This window comes from Saccharomonospora marina XMU15, from assembly GCF_000244955.1.
Taxonomy (GTDB): domain Bacteria; phylum Actinomycetota; class Actinomycetes; order Mycobacteriales; family Pseudonocardiaceae; genus Saccharomonospora_A; species Saccharomonospora_A marina.
Genome location: NZ_CM001439.1, coordinates 4,619,313 through 4,638,390 on the forward strand (window position 1 = coordinate 4,619,313; position 19,078 = coordinate 4,638,390).

Consider the following 19,078-nt stretch of genomic DNA (forward strand, 5'->3'; position numbering starts at 1 on the left):
CGGAAAATTCGGGAACATTTGCCACGCAACGCGTGTTATCCTGACATGTCGGCACGGCCCAGGCGGGCCGTGTCTTTCCTTATATTCCAGCCACGCCAATGTGGCGGCCGGCTTGTATACCCAAGATCGGCAGGCCCTAGGAGGAGATGGTGACCGTGAGCGACACCAAGGTGACCTGGCTGACCCAGGAAGCCTACGACAGGCTCAAGAGCGAGCTCGATGAGTTGATCGAGAATCGTCCGGTCATCGCTGCGAAGATCAACGACAGCCGGGAGGAGGGCGACCTCAAGGAGAACGGTGGCTACCACGCCGCTCGTGAGGAACAGGGTCAGCAAGAAGCCCGCATCCGGCACCTGCAGGAGTTGCTTCGCACCGCGAAGGTCGGCGAGGCGCCCACGAACTCCGGCGTCGCCGAGCCGGGCATGGTCCTTACCGTGCGCTACGACGGCGACGACGACGAAGAGACTTTCCTGCTCGCGACCCGCGAGGAGGGCGGCCAGGGCCCGATGGAGGTGTACTCGCCCGATTCCCCGCTGGGGAAGGCGCTGCTCGGCGCCAGGGAGGGCGAGTCGCGCGAGTACAGCCTGCCCAACGGCAAGACCCAGAAGGTGACGCTCGTCAAGGCGGTGCCCTACAGCGGCTGATCAGCGACGTGTCCCGGTAGGTGCCCGGCGTGACGACGCCGGGCACCTACCGGCGACTATCGTGACCCGATGAGCACCGACCTGCCCATCTGCGCCACTTGCGCCATGCAGTACGAGGCTCCTCGTCCGGACTGCCCGGTTTGTCTCGACGAGCGCCAGTACGTACCGGCGGGTGGCCAGCGCTGGACCAGCCTCGCCGAACTGCGTGCGGGTGACTACACCGGCAAGCTCGCCGAACAGGGCCAAGGCATCATCGGCATCGGGACACAGCCGTCCTTCGGGATCGGGCAACGGGCGCTGCTGATCCCCACCGCCTCGGGCAACATCCTGTGGGACTGCGTCGCCTACCTCGACGACGACCTGATCGCCCAGATCGACGAACTCGGGGGCGTGTCGGCCATCGCGATCAGCCACCCGCACTACTACACGACGATGGTCGAGTGGGCGGAGGCGTTCGACGCGCCGATCCACCTGCACGCCGACGACCAGCAGTGGATCGGAAGGCCGCACGAGCGCATCCGGCTGTGGGACGGTGTCAGCCACCGCCTCGCCGAGGGGTTCACGCTGATCAACCTCGGGGTGCACTTCGCGGGCGGAACGGTGCTGCACCGTGCTGAGGGAACCGCGGGCGGCGCGGCGCTGTTCAGCGGCGACATCGTCCAGGTGATCCCCGACCGCACGCACGTCGCCTTCATGTACAGCTACCCCAACTACATTCCCGAGCGCCCTTCGGTGGTCAGGCGTGCCGCCGAGTTGCTCGAACCGCTGGAGTTCCAGGAAATCTACGGGGCGTGGTGGGACGCGGTCGTACGCGCGGACGGCAAGGAGGTTGTCCGCCGGTCCGTGCAGCGCTACCTGGAGCGAGTGGGCTGACCTCGCGCGACGCGCTCCAGCAGCGGCCGAACCCTTGGCGCAACCGGCGTGGACAGCGCGATGGACGTCGATGTCCTGCGCACCCCTGGCACGCCGACCACCTCGTCGATCACTCGCTGCAGGTCGTCGTTGGAGCGTGCGACCATCCGCACGAACAGGTCTCCCTGTCCCGTCGTCGCGTGGACCTCGCAGACCTCGTCGATCGCGGCCAGCGCACTCGACACCTCCGACCTCCGGCCCTGCGCGATCTCCAGCACCGCGAATGCGGTAAGGCCGTAGCCCATGGCTGCGAGGTCGAGTTCCGGAGGAAAGCCTTTCAGCACCCCGGCGGTGGTGAGGCGGTCCAGCCGTGCCTGCACGGTGCCGCGCGCCACCCCGAGCCTGCGCGCGCATTCGAGCACGCCCAGCCGTGGCGTGTCGGTGAGCAACAGCAGCAGGCGCCCGTCAAGCTCGTCGAGGTCCACTCGCCCTCCTGCGCAATCTGCTCAACCTGATCAACAAATAGTGGACCTCACTAGTCAGATTGTCCAGTGAAGTCCACTAGTGTTGCACAATGTGTTCGGCCAGGCGCATCCTGCCGAACATGACCAAACCCGCTCTCGACGACCTCAGCTACGACCAGTTGCGTCAACTCGTCGGCCTCGTCGACCACGACATCTCGGCCGATCCGTTTCCGGTGACGGCATTGGACGCGGTCGTGTTCACCGCGGGCAACGCCACCCAGACGGCGTGGTTCTACCAGGCCGCCTTCGGCATGGACCTCGTCGCCTATTCCGGCCCCGAAACCGGCAACCCTGACCACAAGTCGTTCGTGCTGCAGTCCGGCGCCGCTCGGTTCGTGATCAACGGCGGCGTGCGCCCCGACTCCCCGCTGCTCGACCACCATCGCAGACACGGCGACGGCGTCACCGACCTCGCGCTCGCGGTGTCCGATGTGGACAAGTGCGTTGAGCACGCGAGGGCGCAGGGCGCCACGATCCTGGTAGAACCGCACGACGTCTCCGACGCGGACGGCACCGTGCGACTCGCCGCGCTCGCGACCTACGGTGAGACCAGGCACACGCTGGTCGACCGCTCCCGCTACTTCGGCCCGTACCTGCCGGGCTACCAGGCCGGGCAGCGCACGGTCGCGCGGCCGCAGGGTGCGCCGAAGCGACTGTTCCAGGCCGTCGACCACTGCGTCGGCAATGTCGAACTCGGCAAGATGGACTACTGGGTCGACTGGTATCACCGGGTGATGGGCTTCGTGAACATGGCGGAGTTCGTCGGCGACGACATCGCCACCGAGTACTCCGCACTGATGAGCAAGGTGGTGTCCAACGGCAACCACCGGGTGAAGTTCCCGCTCAACGAGCCCGCCGTGGCCAAGAAGAAGTCGCAGATCGACGAGTACCTCGAGTTCTACGGCGGTCCGGGTTGCCAGCACATCGCGTTGGCCACCGGCGACATCGTCGCGACCGTGTCGGCCATGCGCGCCGCGGGTGTCGAGTTCCTGCACACCCCCGACTCCTACTACGACGACCCTGAGCTCGCGCGGCGCATCGGCGAGGTCCGGCTGCCGATCGAGACGCTGAAACAACACCGCATCCTCGTCGACCGCGACGAGGACGGCTACCTGCTGCAGATCTTCACCAAACCGATCGGTGACCGGCCCACGGTGTTCTTCGAGCTCATCGAACGGCACGGCTCGCTGGGCTTCGGCAAGGGCAACTTCAAGGCGCTGTTCGAAGCGATCGAGCGTGAGCAGGAGCGCAGGGGCAACCTATAAGCCGCGCCCTGGCCCGTGCGGGTCTGCGCGAGGACTCGCACGGGCCTCACGGCATCACCGTGTAGCCCGCACGCTGCAGTTGCGCCGCCACTTCCGCACAGTGCTGCGCACCCCGGGTCTCCAGCTTCAGCGCGATCTCCACCTCTCCCATCGCCAGCCTGCCCGAGATCCGGGAATGCTCGACGTCGAGCACGTTGGCCCCGAGTTCGCCGACCCGCGTCAGCACACCGGCCAGCGAACCCGGCCGGTCGGGAACGCACAGCCGCAGGCTCAGGTACCGTCCCGCAGCGGTCATACCGTGCTGGATGATCTGCAACAGCAGCAGCGGGTCCACGTTCCCACCGGAAAGCACAGCCACCACCGGCGGTTCGAACGCGCCCGCGTGCTCGAGCAGCGCGGCCACCGCCGCCGCGCCCGCGGGCTCGACCACGAGCTTTCGACGTTCCAGACACAGCAACACCGCACGCGACAGCGACTCCTCGTTCACCGTCACGATGTCGTCGACGAGCGTGGACACGTGCTGCAACGTCAACGGTCCCGGCGCCCCCACGGCGATCCCGTCCGCCATCGTCTGCATGCTCCGCAGCCGCACCGGTTCACCCGCCGCCAGGGAGGCAGGGAACGCGGCGGCGGACTCCGCCTGCACGCCCACCACGCGCACCTCGGGGCGCAACGCCTTGACCGCGCACGCCACCCCGCCGACGAGGCCACCACCGCCCGTTGCCACCAGGATCGTGGCCACGTCGGGCACCTGCTCCAGGATCTCCAGGCCGACAGTGCCCTGGCCAGCGATGATGTCGGGGTGGTCGAAGGGGTGGATGAACAGCGCACCCGTGCTGTTCGCGAACTCCTCGGCCCTGGCAAGAGTTTCCTCGAGCACCTCGCCGTGCAGCTGCACCTCGGCGCCGTAGCCGCGAGTGGCGGCCAGTTTCGGCAGCGGGGCACGCTCCGGCATGAACACCGTCGCCTTGATGCCGAGCAGCTGGGCAGCCAGCGCCACACCCTGGGCGTGGTTGCCCGCACTCGCGGCGACGACGCCGCGCGAGCGCTCCTCCTGCGAGAGTCCGTGAATGCGCGTGTAGGCGCCACGGATCTTGAAAGAGCCGGTGCGCTGCAGGTTCTCGCACTTCAGCTGCACCCCTCCGCCGACGGATTCCTCGAGGTCGCGGGCGTGCTCGACGGGGGTTGTCCGCACGACTCCCTCGAGCAGGTGCCGCGCCTTGCGGATCTGGTCCACGGTCACGAGTCGCATTCGACAGATCATGTCACTGCGCGCACAGTGACAGGACGGTTACCTGCATGCCCGGAATCACCATTGGGTATTCTTGTCACGAATTGGTATCCGAACGCGGGAGTCGTGTGGCATGGCACGGGCGAGAACGTCAGCTGGTTCACGTCCCGCGGGCATGCTTTCCCTACTGGCCGCCCTCACCTCCGCACTGGCACTGACCGGCGCCGCCGTCTACACGGTCGGGCAGGCCGCCTGCGAGCCGGGCCAGTACATCCGCCACGACAGCCACGTGGAACTCGTCGGCGGCTGCGTCGACGGTGAGCAGCTACGTAGGGCCGGTGTCGGCCAGGCACCCGGCAACGGCTCGACCGGCACCGCCGGTGCCTCACACAGCAACTACCGTCCCTGACCCTCCAGCGCGGCGCGCAGGTCGGCGAGCAGGTCGCGGGGGTCTTCGATACCCACCGAAAGCCGCACCAACTCGGCGGGGACCGCGAGCATCGAACCAGCCACGCTCGCGTGCGTCATGCGACCGGGATGCTCGATCAGCGACTCCACGCCACCCAGCGACTCCGCGAGCACGAACAGCCTGGTCCGTGCGGCCATGTCGAGCGCGGCTCGCTCGCCGTCCGCGTGGGTGAACGACACCATGCCACCGAACCTGCGCATCTGCTTGGCCGCGAGCGCGTGGCCCGGGTCGTCCGGCAGTCCCGGGTAGTAGACCCTGCTCACCTTCGGGTGCTCGGTGAGCGCCTGCGCTATGAACTCGGCGTTGTCGCAATGCCGTTCCATCCGCACGGCCAGCGTCTTCAGCCCGCGCAGTGTCAGCCACGCGTCGAACGCGCCAGGTACCGCACCGGCGGAATTACGCAGGAAGAACAGCGAATCCGCGATCTCGTCGGAATCGGTCACCACCGCGCCACCGACCACATCGGAGTGTCCACCGAGGTACTTCGTCGTGGAGTGCACCACGATGTCCGCGCCCGAAGCCAGCGGCGTCTGCAGGTACGGGGTGGCGAAGGTGTTGTCCACGACCAGCCGCGCACCGACTTCGTGCGCGACGTCCGCCAGCGCCGAGATGTCGGCGATTCCCAGCAGCGGGTTCGTGGGTGACTCACACCAGATCAGCTTGGTCTGCGGGCGGACAGCGGCCCTGACCTCGTCCGGATCGGACAGCGGCACCACGCTGTAGCTGACGCCCCAACCGGTCAGCACCTTGTCGATCAGCCGGAACGTGCCGCCGTAGGCGTCGTTGCCGAGCAGCAGGTGATCGCCGGGCCGAAGGGCGGTCCGCAACACCGCGTCGCTCGCGGCCATGCCCGACGCGAATGCCAGCGCGTGTCGCCCGCCCTCCAGCGCGGCAAGCGCCTGCTCCAACGCGGTGCGCGTCGGGTTGGCCGTGCGCGAGTACTCGTAGCCACCTTCGCGTGTCTCGCCGACACGATCCTGGGCGTAGGTGGAGGTCTGGTAGATCGGCACGATCACGGCGCCGGTGCGGGGGTCGGGCTCTTGACCGGCATGGATGGCGCGGGTCTCGAAGCCGTGTCCGGATGGGTCGGAAACCATGGGTCCAGCCTAGGCCCAAGCGGTGTGCGGCGGGCCTGCCGGACCCCACCGCCACAACAGCGACACAACAGCATCGTGCCCCGGCCGATTCGACCGGGGGCACGATGCCGGTTCTCGTACTTCAGCGGATCACCACTGCTGCGGGGGCTGACCGGGCTGGCCGGGCTGGCCGAAACCGCCGGGCTGCCCCGGCGGCTGACCACCGAACCCGCCCGGTTGCTGCGGCGGCTGGCCCGGCTGACCGAACCCGCCGCTGGGTGGGTACTGCCCACCGGGCTGCTGCGGCGGCTGGCCCGGCTGACCGAACCCACCCGGCTGACCGAACCCACCCGGCTGGCCGAAGCCGGCGCCCGGAGGTCCGAACCCGCCCGGACCGCCGAATCCCGCGGGCCCACCGGGACCGCCCGGCCCACCAGGACCCGGGCGACCCTGACCGCCCAGCCCGACGTAGCCCGCGGTCTGCGGAATCACTGCCAGCACGCCAACGGCCAGGATGAAGATGCCGAAGATCAGCGTGAACACGATCCGGGTCGGCGGCTCACCGCCCTCCGACATCAGCAGGATCGAGAACAGCAGCAGGAAGAAGCCGCCGCCGATGGTGACGTAGGGAATGATCTTCCGCAGCCCCGCACCGACCTTGTCGACGAGCGCGTGCGCCACCCCGCTCGCCGCCGCGAGCACACCGCCGACCAGCAGCATGATGAGGTAGAAGTAGATCCGGCCGGGGATCTCACTCATCGCGCTGTCGATCTGGTCCTCGATGGCGGAGCGGCACTCGTCCTCGCTCATGCCACTGCTCTGCGCGCACTGCTCGACGGCCTGATCGACCTGCGAACCACCCGGCGAACCGATGTCGGACAGCAGCGTGATGGCGAGGATCGCGCCGATGATGCCGAGCACCGCGACGAGGCCGCCCGCGATCCAGGCGAACAGTTGGTTACCACCGCTACGCGGCGGACCACCGGCGAACCCCGGGGGCGCGCCGTACGGTCCAGGGGGTGGCGCGCCGAAGCCACCCTGCGCCTGCGCGGGGTCGAAGCCACCTGGCTGACCGAAGCCGGGCTGAGGCGGCTGCTGCGCAGGAGCGCCGAAACCACCGGGAGCGCCCTGCTGGCCGAAGGGGGCCTGTTGCCCGAAGCCGCCCTGCTGCCCGAAACCCTGCGGGTTCATCGCGGCCGGGTTGTCAGCCGCGCTGGGCGGGGGCGCGTAGGGGATCGAGGGCTGTGGACCAGACCCCGGCGCGACGAGCTGGGTCGACTCGGCACCGCTGCCCTCGCCCTGCTGCTCTCCCGATTCCTGGCCGGAGCCCGGCTGGACGACCTGGGTCGGCTCGGGATTGTCGCCGAACGGCTGCTCCTCCTGCGACTGTGACGGCTGCACCGCCTGGGTCGGTTCCGAGGAACCGAACGGGCTGTCTTGCTGCGGTTGTGGGCCACTGGGAGGGCCCTGGGGTGGCTGTTGCCCGCCGCCCCAGGGTTGGTTCGGCGGCTGCGGAGCACTCATGTGGGTCTTGAACCCCCTTGACGAGGACCTTGGTGATTTCGCTCGCGCACACGCTATCGGATGCGAGCCCGGATTGGTCGCAATGCCCCACAGAGTTGGCGCGATTGCCGTCACCGAGTTACCGGCGGTCACTGGTGGCCGGAAAGGAAGGCCAGCAGATCCTGCCGCGTGATCACCCCCGCGGGCTTGCCGCCGAGCAGCACGAGCGCGCCGTCGGCGGAGCCCAGCGCCGTCATCGCCGCGCTGACCCGCTCGCCGGAGCCGATGGTCGGCAGCGGAGGCGACATGTGCCGCTCCAGCCGGTGCGCCAGCGCGGCCTTACCGGTGAACAGGGCTTCGAGCAGGTCACGCTCGTTGACCGCGCCGACCACCTCCGCGGCCATCACCGGTGGTTCGGCGCTGACCACCGGCATCTGGCTCACGCCGAACTCGCGCAGGATGGCCACCGCCTCGGCGACGGTCTCGTTCGGGTGGGTGTGCACCAGTTCGGGCAGCCTTCCGTCCTTACGGCGAAGCACGTCGCCCACCGTGGCGCCGGTGGAATCCGGTGAGAGGAAGCCGTAGGACGACATCCAGGCGTCGTTGAAGACCTTGCCGAGGTAGCCGCGCCCACCGTCGGGGAGCAGGACCACGATCACGTCGTCGGCGTCGCAGCGCTGCGCCAGCCGCAGGGCGGCGGCGACGGCCATGCCGCACGAGCCACCGACCAGCAGGCCCTCCTCCTTCGCCAGCCGCCGAGTGGTGTTGAACGACTCACCGTCGGACACCGCGATGATCTCGTCCGCGATGTCGCGGTCGTAGGTCGCGGGCCAGAAGTCCTCTCCCACACCCTCGACCAGGTAGGGCCTTCCGCCGCCGCCGGAGTAGACCGAGCCCTCCGGATCGGCACCGACCACGCGGACCCGGCCGCCGGACACCTCCTTGAGGTAGCGCCCCGTGCCCGAGATGGTGCCGCCCGTGCCGACCCCGGCGACGAAGTGAGTCACCTTGCCCTCGGTCTGCCGCCAGATCTCCGGCCCGGTGGAGTGGTAATGGCTCTGCGGGTTCTGCTCGTTGGCGTACTGGTTGGGTTTCCAACCGCCCTCGATCTCCCGCGCGAGTCGGTCGGAGACGCTGTAGTAGGACTCGGGGTGGTCCGGCGGCACGGCCGTCGGGCAGACCACGACCTCGGCACCGTATGCGGCGAGGACGTTGCGCTTGTCCTCGCTGACCTTGTCCGGGCACACGAAGACACACCGGTATCCCTTGCGCTGAGCGACCATCGCCAGGCCGATTCCGGTGTTTCCGGAGGTGGGCTCCACGATGGTTCCGCCAGGCCGCAGCTCGCCGGACGCCTCGGCCGCCTCCACCATGCGCAGCGCGATGCGGTCCTTCACGCTGCCGCCCGGGTTGAAGTACTCGACCTTGGCCAGTACGAGTGGGCGCAGGCCTTCGGCGAGTGTGTTGAGTCTGACCAGCGGGGTGTTGCCCACGAGGTCGATGACGTGGTCCACGTAGTCCATGTGGCCAGCCTAGACACCCGCCATGCGCTCCCCCACCGCGCGAGCGAGGGTGAACGGTCCGAACAGGACCAGCGCCTGCGGCGCGTGCCGTGCTTGGCTGTGCGAGGCCGTGCGACGAAGACCACCGTGTCGCGTCCCGGCCACAGGGACGCCTGGCCTTCCCAACCGCGAGGATGCAGGATATTACTAAGCAATTGCTTAGCAGATTCGAAGGAGTGTCCGCCATGCCGGAAGCCGTGATCGTCTCCGCCGCTCGCTCGCCAATCGGCCGCGCGAACAAAGGCTCGCTGGTGGATATGCGACCAGACGACCTCACCGCGCAGATGGTGCGGGCCGCGCTGGACAAGGTGCCGCAGCTCGACCCCGCCGACATCGACGACCTGATGCTGGGCTGCGGCCTGCCGGGCGGCGAGTCCGGCTTCAACATGGCCAGGGTGGTCGCGGTCGAACTCGGCTACGATCACCTGCCTGGCTGCACCATCACCCGCTACTGCTCCTCCAGCCTGCAGACCACCAGGATGGCCATGCACGCGATCAAGGCGGGCGAAGGTGACGTGTTCATCTCGGCAGGTGTCGAAACCGTGTCCCGCTCGGTGAAGGGCAGCTCGGATTCCTGGCCCGACACGCAGAACCCGATCTTCGCCGACGCGAAGGCACGCACGGCCCGCACCGCAGAGCAGGGCGCCGACAGCTGGACCGACCCCAGGCAGGCAGGCCAACTGCCCGACGTCTACATCGCGATGGGCCAGACCGCGGAGAACCTGGCGCTGTTGAAGAACGTCTCCCGCGAGGAGATGGACTCCTTCGGGGTGCGCTCGCAGAACCTCGCGGAGAAGGCGATCGCCGACGGCTTCTGGGCCAAGGACATCACCCCCGTGACGCTGCCCGACGGCACCGTGGTCACCGCCGACGACGGTCCGCGCCCCGGCGTGACGCTGGAGGGCGTTTCCGCACTCAAGCCGGTGTTCCGGCCGGACGGCCGGGTCACGGCGGGCAACTGCTGCCCGCTGAACGACGGCGCTGCCGCGCTGGTGATCATGAGCGATACCAAGGCGAAGGAACTCGGGATCACACCGCTGGCCAGGATCGTTTCGACCGGCGTCTCCGCGCTGTCCCCCGAGATCATGGGCTACGGACCGGTGGAGGCGTCCAAGCAGGCGCTGGCCAGGGCCGGGATGTCGATCGACGACATCGACCTCGTGGAGATCAACGAGGCGTTCGCGGCGCAGGTCATCCCCTCGTATCGCGACCTGGGCATCGACATCGAGCGGCTGAACGTCAACGGTGGCGCCATCGCCGTCGGCCACCCCTTCGGCATGACCGGTGCGCGCATCACCTCGACCCTGATCAACTCACTGCGCCACCACGACAAGCAGTTCGGGCTGGAGACCATGTGTGTCGGTGGCGGCCAGGGCATGGCGATGGTGTTGGAGCGGCTGAGCTGACCGGGGCCGACCGGGTAAGGCGTGAGTGTTCGGCGTGGCCCCAGGGCGCCGCTGAACACTCACGCCGTCGTGCTCGAAAACGGTCAGACCGAGGTCGGCGGGATCAGGCAGACGACCGTGGCTGGCTCGGCGTAGTAGATGCCCTGCGCCTGGTCGAACTCCGCGCAGACCTGCTCCATATCGGTGGTCCCGCTCGCCACCTTGGCGACCGCCACCTCCGCGGCCGGGTCGGTGCACGCCACGCGCTCATAACCCTTGGTCGGAGAGGTGACGTTGGCGAAGCAGTCTCCATCTCTCGCGTTGATCATGAGGCAGAACTTGGCGCCGCCGTCGTAGGAGATCTCGTCGTAGTTGCCGTCGGGGCAACTGCCGCTACCGTCGTCCAGCTTGACGGCGACTTTGACCGTGGCCTTGTCGTCGCCACAGTCGACCTTCATCGGCTGCTTCTCGGCGTCGGAGGAGAACTCCGGCACGTTGAGACACTCGCCCACCTCGGCGTTCCAGCCGGCGTAACGCAGCCCGACCGCCCCGAGTGCGACGACGGCACCCACGACGACCACCGCCACCGGTACCCCGACCTTGAGCCACAGCCTGCGCTTCTTCGGCGGTGGCGGCAGCGGCGGCTGGCCCATACCCGGCTGCCCGGGATAGGAGGCTGGCCTGGCGGCTGCTGTCCGTAACCGAAGCCGCCGGGCTGCCCCGGTGGGGGCGGGAACGACGACTGGCCGGCCGGGGGTTGCCCGTACGGCTGCTGCCCGGCTGGAGGACCGTAGGACGGTCCTCCGGCCGGAGGCGGGCTGTACGGGTTCGGTCTGCCGGAATCCGGCTGACCAGGGTATGGCGGAACCGTCACCACGAACCTCTCACACGATTTCAGGCGAAAACGACCCTGTCATCTAACACCGGGTGACCGACAACCCGAATGACCGCCTCGACCGGGAACGGGTTCATACGACGAGGGGGCGCCCGGCTACTCGAGCCGGGCGCCCCCTCGGACCAGGAGTGGCTGGGTGCTAGTCGCTGCCGTTGAGGTACGACAGCAGGCGCAGAATCTCCAGGTACAGCCAGACCAGGGTGACCATCAGGCCGAAGGCGACGTACCAGGACCACTTGGCGGGCACGCCTTCGCGGATCATCCGGTCGGCCATGTCGAAGTCCAGCAGGAAGCTGAACGCGGCGATGCCGATCACCACGAGGCTGAAGATGATCGCGAGCGGGCCACCGTCACGCAGCCCCATGTTGACGCCGAACAGGCCGAGCACCAGGTTCGCGAGCATCAGCACGAGCGCGCCACCGAGCGCACCGATGATCCACTTGGTGAGCTTGGGCGTCACCTTGATGGCACCGGTCTTGTAGACCACGAGCATCACCGTGAACACCGCCGCGGTGGCCAGCACGGCCTGCAGCGCGATACCGGGGACGAGCAGTTCGAAAACGCCGGTGATCGCGCCGAGGAACACACCCTCCGCAGCGGAGTAGGCCAGCGTCATCGGCCCACTGGCCATTTGCTTGAAGGTGATGACGAGCGCGAGCACGAGGCCGACGAGCATCCCGGCGATCATCGCGCCGGTGACGGCGCCCATCGAGTTGGCCGCGACCTGCGACTGCGCCCAGATGGCGGTGATGACCCCGACCAGCAGGGTCACGCCGAGGCTCGCACCGGTCTTCAGTACGACGTCGTCGACCGTCATCGGGCGGTCGGCGGCGCCTTCGGCCGTCTGCGGGGCGCCGTAGCCGGGTACCCCGCCGTGCGGCTGGTTGAAGCCCGCGTAGGGTGCCCGCGCCGCAGCCGTCGGCAGGTTGCGGAATGCGGGGTTGCTAGAGGTTCGCACCTGATCCTCCTGGATCTCCTGGCACTTGCATTGGGTATAACGACCGCTCGTGCCGGCCGGTTCCCGTAGGTCGGTAAAGGTCACTTTACCCACATCGGACCGGTTGGCCGTACACCAACGGTAATGGTGCCTGCCCGGATCGTCCCACAAGACGTCAACCGGTTGCCTCGATCGCCCTACCCGGCTATCTCACCGGCCGCCCCGCACGATCGCGGCCGATCGCGGCGGGATACCGCTCGGCGTGCTCGTGACCTGCGGTGGCCGCCGGCTCGACGGCACGCGGGCCGCCCGATGGCCGGGCCATGATCGTTCGAACCGGCGCGAAACCACCATCGGAGCGCATCGCGCTGACAGAATGCGCGTTGTCCGGTTGTCCGAGGCCGAGGCGACGAAGGGGCGGTCATGGCCACGTATCTCGTCACAGGGGCGACCGGCTTCATCGGTCGCCACTTCACCCGGTCACTGCTGCGGCGCGAGGACACCGAGCACGTCACGCTGCTGGTGCGTGAGGCTTCCATGACCCGGCTGGCCGAGCTGGTCCGGCAGTGGCCGCACCCGGAGAAGACAACGCTGGTGGCAGGCGACCTCGCCGCCGAAGGGCTGGGAGTCGCCGAGCGCACGCGCGAGGAATTGCGGGGCAAGGTCGACCACGTCGTTCACCTCGCCGCGTTGTACGACCTGACCGCCGACGACGAGGACAGCGCGCGGGCCAACGTGGCAGGCACCAGAGGTGTCGTCGAACTGGCGGCGGACGTGCGGGCCGGATGCCTGCACCACGTCTCCTCGGTGGCGGTCGCCGGCGACTACGAGGGCGTGTTCACCGAGGAGATGTTCGACGCGGGGCAGCGCCTGCCCACGCCGTACCACCGCACGAAGTTCGAGGCGGAACGACTGGTACGGGAGCAGGATCGCGTGCCGTGGCGGGTCTACCGGCCCGCCGTGGTCGTCGGACACTCCGAGACGGGCGAAATGGACAAGGTGGACGGTCCGTACTACTTCTTCAGTGGGATCAGCAGGCTTGCCTCGCTGCCGAGCCTGCCCGCGGTGGGACCCGACATCGGCGACACCAACATCGTCCCCGTCGACTACGTGGCCAACGCACTGCTGGAACTGGTGACCAGGGACGGCCTTGACGGGCGTACCTTCCACCTGGTCAACCCGAAACCGCAACCGGTGCTGGAGGTCTACAACGCCTTCGCCAGGGCCGCGGGGGCGCCGACCGTCCGGGTGCGGCTCGGCAGGCGGCTGTCCCTGGGCCTTGTGGAGGCGGCGCGGCTGAGCGAGCACGTGCCGGGCGTGTGTCTGGCACGCGATGCCGTTTTGGAGCGCCTCGGAATCCCGCCCGTACTGCTGCGCACGCTCGCCTTCGCCCCGGTGTTCGCCTCGGCGCAGACCCGGCGGGTACTCGCGGGCTCCGGCGTCGACGTGCCGAACCTGGACAGCTACGCCGGTGTGCTGTGGCGGTACTGGCGGGAACACCTCGACCCGTTCCGCGCACGCAGGCCGGGTCCGCGCGGTGAACTGGACGGGCGCCGTGTCGCTATCACGGGTGCCTCGTCGGGTATCGGAAGGGCGACGGCGCTGAAGGTGGCGGCCGAGGGTGGCGTGGCACTGCTCGTCGCGCGCCGTGAGCACGAACTACATCAGGTGCGCGACGAGATCGTCGCCGCGGGCGGGCAGGCTTCGGTGTACCCGGCCGACCTGACCGACGAGGAGTCGGTGCGCAAGGCCGTCGACGCGATGCTCGCCGACCACGGGCACGTCGACATGCTGGTGAACAACGCGGGCCGCTCGATCCGGCGATCGATTCGGCTGTCCTACGACCGCTTCCACGACTACGAACGCGCGATGGCGATCAACTACTTCGGCGCGGTGCGGCTGATCCTGGCACTGCTACCGCATATGACGCGACGCAAGTTCGGCCATATCGTCAACGTCTCCTCGATCGGTGTGCAGGGAATCGCGCCGCGGTTCTCCGCCTACGTCGCCTCCAAGGCCGCGCTCGACTACTTCAGCAAGATCGCCGCTACCGAGACGCACGGCGACGGCGTCACGTTCACGACCATCCATATGCCGCTCGTGCGCACCCCCATGATCCGGCCGACCAAGATATACGACGCGTTTCCGACGAAATCCCCAGAACAGGCCGCCGACATGGTGGTAAAGGCGTTGCGGCGAAGGCCGAAGCACATCGGGACCCCGGAGGGCTATCTCATCCAGGTCGCCTACGCTGTGGCACCGGGACTTGTCAACGCCGTCGCATACGAGGGTTATCGGGTGTTTCCTGACTCCACCGCCGCGGGCGGATCGGGTCGGGTGAAACTCGGCAAGGGTGAGCGACACCTGTCGCGAGCCGCTGCGGCGCTGGTCAAACTGACCCGTGGGTTTCATTGGTAGAACCACCAATCCGCGCCGCGTGGGGCCAAATCTGGGATGGACAGACACCGATCACCCACTCGGCCAGCCTGACGATGACGAAACCAGGTTCGGGGGTACGGTCTGGGCATGGCTTCCGACCACGACAACCGGCTGCTCCCGCTGCGAAGGGAGTTCGGCCAGGCATGGCACGGATTCGACCGCAATCAGGTGGCGCAGTACCTCGATCACCTCGAGACGCAGTTGCGCAGGCTCATGGCGGAGCGCGATTCCGCCGCCGCGCGCACGACCGCGGTTTCTCGCGAGCTGGAAAGCGCGAAAGCCGAGATCGCCGAACTGCGGGAACGGGTCGAGGAGCTGAAGAAGCCGCCGGAGCGCATCGAGGATCTCGACGAGCGGATGCGCAGAACCGTGGAGCTGGCCAACACCCAGGCCGGGGAGATCGTCGCTCGCGCCGAGGCGGCCGCGGAGCAGAACTGGGCACGCAGCAGCGAGGTGTCCAACAAGCTGCACGAGCGCTACATGAAGTTGCTGGAGACGCTCGACGGGCACGCCGAAGCGCTGCAGCGCGAGCACGAGGACGCGCTCGCCTCCACCAGGGCCGAGGTGGAGCGCATGACCACCGAGGCGGTGCAGCGGCGCGAGCAGTTGGACGCAGAGGCAGAGCAGAAGCGGCGCGCCATCGAGACCGAGTTCGAGTCGAGGATGGCGACCGAGCGCCAGGCACTCGAACAAGAGATCACCGAGCAGCGGGAGTCGAGCAGGCGCGACGCGGAGCGGCGCGTCGCGGAGGCAACCGCGGAGGCCAAGCGGCTTGTCGAGGAAGCTACCGAGAAGGCGAGCAAGTTGGTCAGGGAGGCCACGGAGGAGGCCGAGCGGCGAACCGCCGAGGCCAACGCCACGGTCACCCGCCTTACCAAGATCCGCGAGGAGGCCCGCGCCAGGCTCAGGGAGGCCGACGAGGTGTTGCAGCAGGGCGAATCCGCGCTGCACCCGGTGCAGGAGGAGGACACCGAGCTGGCGAAGGCACAGCCGGGGTCGTGAGGGTGTGGCGGCGCGCTCACGACCCGACACGTGGTCAAGTGCGGCGCCGGAGCGCGCATAATGCCATGCTTCAACCTTCGGCCGTGCCCGACCGGCGAAGAATATGCGGAGTGTGACGAGAAAGACTTCACTCTCATCACTTCGCCGGGTAGAGAGTTACCGGTCGGAAGTCATACCGTGCACTGGTCAGGAAAGGGGTGACCTTGACAGACCGGTCCGTGGAGGTCTCCGTCGACGCGGAACCAGAGTTGGTTCCGGTGATCCGCAATGTCGCGGCCGACCTTGCAATTCGGATGGACCTACAACTCGACACCATCGCTGACCTGCGACTGGCCGTCGACGAGGCCTGCGGGCTGCTGCTCAAACAGGCCGCGACCCCGACGACGCTGCGCTGCCGCTTCACGCTTTCCGAACACACCATCACCGCGCGCGCGGAGGTCGCGTGCGAGGACGGCGCGACCCCGCCACAGGAGGGCTTCAGCTGGCACGTGTTGAACGCGCTCGTCCGCGAGGTGCGCAGCCAGACGATCAGGGAATCGGACGGAGCCCCGGTAGCCGTGATCGAACTGGCGGTCAGTGACGCCTAGCTTGAGTTCCTGATGTCCAGGTGGTTGGCGGGAACGAAGCCGATCATGGGTGAGGCCGCCGGTTGATCAGCGGGTAAGACCGCGACACCCACTGCCGCGCGCCCCTGTTCGCATTCAGGAAGCAGTTCTGCCTGCCTGGTGCGTCGGGCCAGCGCCTTACCGGCCTCACTGACGCGATGCAGTGCTGCGACGGACCATCCGCACGCTGGTCGTCGAAGCGTCCCTTGCCCGGCGGGTCGAGGTGATCCGGCCGCGCCGTGCCGTAACCGCCCCACCCCGCCGAGGCGCTGGCCGCCGGTTCCTAGCCACAGTGGACATTCAGCCCTGACTGGCTCATCGACGGCCCACCTTCACCGGAGCAACGGGCACGCCGCCTCACGCTGAGGGCATGGACCGCGACGGCGAACTGGGCGCAGCCTCGCCGAACTGCCGCAGGCCAAAGCCGCGATCAGCTCCCACCGCCACCAGACTGCCTTTGCCGTTGGTAGTGGCGGGATGCCTTGGCGCGGTTGCCGCAACTGGCCATGGAGCACCAGCGGCGGAGGCCGTTCTTGGACACGTCGTAGAAGTACAGGACGCAGTCGGGGTGGGCGCAGCGCCGGATGCGGGTCGGATCGTTTTCCAGCAAGCGCAGATAGTCGGCGGCGGCGAGCCAGGCGGGCAGCTGGCCGGGTGGGTCGGTCTCCACCACGGATTCGGGACCGTCGGGGCCGAGCGACCGACGGAGCCTGCCGTGGCCCAACGTCCGGTTGAGTACCGCACGTGCCTCGGCTGAGTCTTCGTCGCCCTCCACCAGTGACCACAGCGCGTCACGAACCTCCCGCAGAACGTCAAGCGCCTGCTGATCGGCAGCGACGCGTTCTGCCAGGCCAACCGACCTCAGCCAGACGGCGAGACCAGCAACCGTCTCCAGCAGGTCCTGTCGAACGCCTTGGTCGTTCCAGCGAGTGTTCAGCAGATCGAGAGAGAGCGGCTCGCCCTTCAGTGGACGAGGGTCTGCGGCGGTTTCCTGGCTCGGACTTCCCGACAAGCTCCTGCCTCCTTCTCGTCGCTGCCAGTTGGCCACGTGGACCACCGGCGATCGATCACACCAGGAGTCTAACCGGTCAACTTGGAAACAATGGTTGACCATCGCTCGTCTAACCTTTATTGTCAACTTCACTGGTTAGATGAGCCCGGCCAAGGGGCCGGCTCGACCCCGGAGGTATGTGATGGGACAGTCCGCTGGCATCAAGTCGCTGCAGACGGGCCACGTCGGCCTCAACGTGACGGACATCGAGCGATCGCTGCCGTTCTACGTCGAGGCCTTCGGGTTCGAGGTACTCGCCGAAGGCAAGGACGAGGGGCGCCGTTGGGCCCTTCTCGGCCGCGAAGGACGTCTTCTGGTGACCCTGTGGCAGCAGAGCGAAGCCGGCTTCACCACTTCCTCGGCGGGGCTTCACCATCTGTCCTTCCAGGTGGAGACGATCGAGGAGGTCAGGGCCGCCGAGCAGGTGCTGCGTCGGCTGAACGCTGCCTTCCAGTACGACGGCGTCGTGCCGCACGGCGAGGGCGTGGCCTCCGGCGGCATCTTCTTCAGCGACCCCGACGGCATCCGACTGGAGATCTACGCGCCCACCGGTGCGGACAGCGCGCCTGCGCCGACAGGTGCCGCCCCTACCTGCGGCTTCTTCTAAACGGTCAAGCAGCCGTGCTGTCGGCCGGTTGCCCGCAGGCAGCCGCCGACGGCGCGGCCTTGGAACGCGAAACAGGGAAAGGAACGACACCGTGGCAGCCGTTTATCACGCAGGCGAACGGGCCGTGCAGGAGCGCGCAGGTGTGCTCGATCAAGCGGGGTTCTCCTCGCGCGCCATCCAGGCCCGCATTCCGGCCGTGGCCCAGGACTTTCTTCGCGAACAAGTCGTCCTGGTGCTCGGCGCGACCGACCGGCACGGGCAGGTCTGGGCTTGCCTGCTGACAGGAGCGCCCGGATTTCTACGGGCCGAAGGGGATGCAGGGCTGGTCATCGACGCGCATCCCGTTCCCGGCGACCCCCTTCACCCCGAATTCGTGGGTACCGACGCCCCCGTGCACGTGGGGGTGATCGCCATCGAGCCCGCCAGCAGGCGTCGTATGCGAATGAACGGCCGCGCCACCACGACCAGCTCCGGAATCCGCGTGGTGCTCGACCAGGTATACGCCAACTGCCCCAAGTACATTCAGAAGCGGCAGCCACGGTGGACGCCGACCAACCCTGCCGCCCCACTGCGCGCCCGCGGGCTCGCCGACCGCCAGATCGCACTCATCTCCCAGGCCGATACCTTTTTCATCGCGACGGCAGACCGAAACGGCAACGCCGACGCCTCACACCGCGGTGGCAGCCCAAGCTTCGTCGAAGTGATCTCGTCCACCCGGCTGCGCTGGCCCGACTACGTCGGCAACGCGATGTTCGCAACCCTCGGCAACATCGAGGTCAACCCCGCGGCCGGACTACTCTTCCCCGACTGGGAGACCGGCAACACACTCCAGCTCACCGGGACCGCGCGGGTCGACTGGGACCCCGACCAGGCGGCAGCCTTCCCCGGAGCGCAGCGACTGGTCGAATTCACCATCACCGAGGTCGTCGAAATCCCCGGGGCCAGCCCGCTGCGCTGGAGCGCACCGGTCTATTCACGCTTCAACCCGCGACCCGTGCGCCCGTCACTCGCCCACGAACTGTGAGGGTCAA

General features: G+C 68.1%; 18 protein-coding genes. 10 read left to right on the forward strand and 8 right to left on the reverse strand.

Annotated elements, in window-relative coordinates:
- Positions 1 to 149: 149 nt before the first annotated feature.
- Together greA and SACMADRAFT_RS21800 are read left to right on the forward strand one after the other, a co-directional pair.
- Positions 150 to 644 (forward strand): transcription elongation factor GreA, encoded by a 495-nt coding sequence (gene greA / locus SACMADRAFT_RS21795; RefSeq protein ID WP_009156016.1) that lies wholly within the window; start codon positions 150 to 152, stop codon positions 642 to 644.
- Between the two features lie 69 nt (positions 645 to 713).
- Positions 714 to 1,517, forward strand: coding sequence for an MBL fold metallo-hydrolase (locus SACMADRAFT_RS21800; RefSeq protein ID WP_009156017.1), 804 nt, complete (start codon positions 714 to 716; stop codon positions 1,515 to 1,517).
- Here the strand turns inward: SACMADRAFT_RS21800 and SACMADRAFT_RS21805 are convergent.
- Positions 1,496 to 1,981 carry an Lrp/AsnC family transcriptional regulator gene (locus tag SACMADRAFT_RS21805; RefSeq protein WP_009156018.1) on the reverse strand — a complete coding sequence of 162 codons (486 nt, stop codon included), beginning with the start codon at positions 1,979 to 1,981 and terminating at the stop codon, positions 1,496 to 1,498. The two genes, SACMADRAFT_RS21800 and SACMADRAFT_RS21805, sit on opposite strands and share 22 nt — an antisense overlap.
- A 119-nt stretch (positions 1,982 to 2,100) precedes the next feature.
- On the opposite strand from SACMADRAFT_RS21805, the gene hppD reads away from it, so the two are divergent.
- On the forward strand, positions 2,101 to 3,285 hold the full coding sequence (hppD, locus tag SACMADRAFT_RS21810; protein ID WP_040926698.1) for a 4-hydroxyphenylpyruvate dioxygenase: 1,185 nt from the start codon (positions 2,101 to 2,103) through the stop codon (positions 3,283 to 3,285).
- A 46-nt stretch (positions 3,286 to 3,331) separates the two neighbouring features.
- Here hppD and ilvA read toward each other — a convergent pair whose 3' ends face one another.
- Positions 3,332 to 4,537 (reverse strand): threonine ammonia-lyase, encoded by a 1,206-nt coding sequence (gene ilvA, locus SACMADRAFT_RS21815; RefSeq protein WP_009156020.1) that lies wholly within the window; start codon positions 4,535 to 4,537, stop codon positions 3,332 to 3,334.
- 112 nt (positions 4,538 to 4,649) lie between these two features.
- Here ilvA and SACMADRAFT_RS21820 point away from each other — a divergent pair, with 112 nt between their 5' ends.
- On the forward strand, positions 4,650 to 4,925 hold the full coding sequence (locus SACMADRAFT_RS21820) for a hypothetical protein (protein ID WP_009156021.1): 276 nt from the start codon (positions 4,650 to 4,652) through the stop codon (positions 4,923 to 4,925).
- Here SACMADRAFT_RS21820 and SACMADRAFT_RS21825 read toward each other — a convergent pair.
- The 3 genes from SACMADRAFT_RS21825 to SACMADRAFT_RS21835 form a co-directional block, all read right to left on the reverse strand.
- Positions 4,913 to 6,082, reverse strand: a complete 1,170-nt coding sequence (locus SACMADRAFT_RS21825; RefSeq protein WP_009156022.1) for a cystathionine gamma-synthase — start codon at positions 6,080 to 6,082, stop codon at positions 4,913 to 4,915. The two genes, SACMADRAFT_RS21820 and SACMADRAFT_RS21825, sit on opposite strands and share 13 nt — an antisense overlap.
- Positions 6,083 to 6,211: 129 nt before the next feature.
- Positions 6,212 to 7,585, reverse strand: a complete 1,374-nt coding sequence (locus SACMADRAFT_RS21830; protein ID WP_009156023.1) for a hypothetical protein — start codon at positions 7,583 to 7,585, stop codon at positions 6,212 to 6,214.
- Between the two features lie 128 nt (positions 7,586 to 7,713).
- Entirely contained in the window at positions 7,714 to 9,087 is a 1,374-nt protein-coding gene (locus SACMADRAFT_RS21835; protein ID WP_009156024.1) for a cystathionine beta-synthase, read from the reverse strand.
- A gap of 224 nt (positions 9,088 to 9,311) precedes the next feature.
- Here SACMADRAFT_RS21835 and SACMADRAFT_RS21840 point away from each other — a divergent pair, with 224 nt between their 5' ends.
- Positions 9,312 to 10,532 (forward strand): acetyl-CoA C-acetyltransferase, encoded by a 1,221-nt coding sequence (locus tag SACMADRAFT_RS21840; RefSeq protein ID WP_009156025.1) that lies wholly within the window; start codon positions 9,312 to 9,314, stop codon positions 10,530 to 10,532.
- An 83-nt stretch (positions 10,533 to 10,615) separates the two neighbouring features.
- Here the strand turns inward: SACMADRAFT_RS21840 and SACMADRAFT_RS21845 are convergent, their stop codons facing one another.
- Positions 10,616 to 11,164 (reverse strand): LppU/SCO3897 family protein, encoded by a 549-nt coding sequence (locus SACMADRAFT_RS21845; protein ID WP_009156026.1) that lies wholly within the window; start codon positions 11,162 to 11,164, stop codon positions 10,616 to 10,618.
- A 381-nt stretch (positions 11,165 to 11,545) separates the two neighbouring features.
- Positions 11,546 to 12,364 (reverse strand): Bax inhibitor-1/YccA family protein, encoded by an 819-nt coding sequence (locus SACMADRAFT_RS21850; protein WP_009156027.1) that lies wholly within the window; start codon positions 12,362 to 12,364, stop codon positions 11,546 to 11,548.
- Between the two features lie 402 nt (positions 12,365 to 12,766).
- On the opposite strand from SACMADRAFT_RS21850, the gene SACMADRAFT_RS21855 reads away from it, so the two are divergent.
- The 3 genes from SACMADRAFT_RS21855 to SACMADRAFT_RS21865 all read left to right on the forward strand — a co-directional run bounded on the left by SACMADRAFT_RS21855 (position 12,767) and on the right by SACMADRAFT_RS21865 (position 16,371).
- A complete protein-coding gene (locus SACMADRAFT_RS21855; RefSeq protein ID WP_009156028.1) occupies positions 12,767 to 14,761 on the forward strand; it encodes an SDR family oxidoreductase in 1,995 nt (664 codons plus the stop codon).
- A 108-nt stretch (positions 14,762 to 14,869) separates the two neighbouring features.
- Positions 14,870 to 15,784: a coiled-coil domain-containing protein gene (locus SACMADRAFT_RS21860; protein WP_009156029.1), complete on the forward strand. Its 915-nt coding sequence runs from the start codon at positions 14,870 to 14,872 to the stop codon at positions 15,782 to 15,784.
- Between the two features lie 203 nt (positions 15,785 to 15,987).
- Entirely contained in the window at positions 15,988 to 16,371 is a 384-nt protein-coding gene (locus tag SACMADRAFT_RS21865) for an ATP-binding protein (protein WP_040926699.1), read from the forward strand.
- Positions 16,372 to 16,819: 448 nt separating this feature from the next.
- On the opposite strand, the gene SACMADRAFT_RS21870 is transcribed toward SACMADRAFT_RS21865, so the two are convergent.
- On the reverse strand, positions 16,820 to 17,401 hold the full coding sequence (locus tag SACMADRAFT_RS21870) for a CGNR zinc finger domain-containing protein (RefSeq protein ID WP_009156031.1): 582 nt from the start codon (positions 17,399 to 17,401) through the stop codon (positions 16,820 to 16,822).
- A 181-nt stretch (positions 17,402 to 17,582) separates the two neighbouring features.
- On the opposite strand from SACMADRAFT_RS21870, the gene SACMADRAFT_RS21875 reads away from it, so the two are divergent.
- Both SACMADRAFT_RS21875 and SACMADRAFT_RS21880 read left to right on the forward strand, forming a co-directional pair.
- On the forward strand, positions 17,583 to 18,047 hold the full coding sequence (locus SACMADRAFT_RS21875) for a VOC family protein (protein ID WP_009156032.1): 465 nt from the start codon (positions 17,583 to 17,585) through the stop codon (positions 18,045 to 18,047).
- 91 nt (positions 18,048 to 18,138) lie between these two features.
- Complete coding sequence (locus tag SACMADRAFT_RS21880) at positions 18,139 to 19,071, forward strand: pyridoxamine 5'-phosphate oxidase family protein (RefSeq protein ID WP_009156033.1); 933 nt, start codon at positions 18,139 to 18,141, stop codon at positions 19,069 to 19,071.
- Positions 19,072 to 19,078 lie beyond the last annotated feature (7 nt).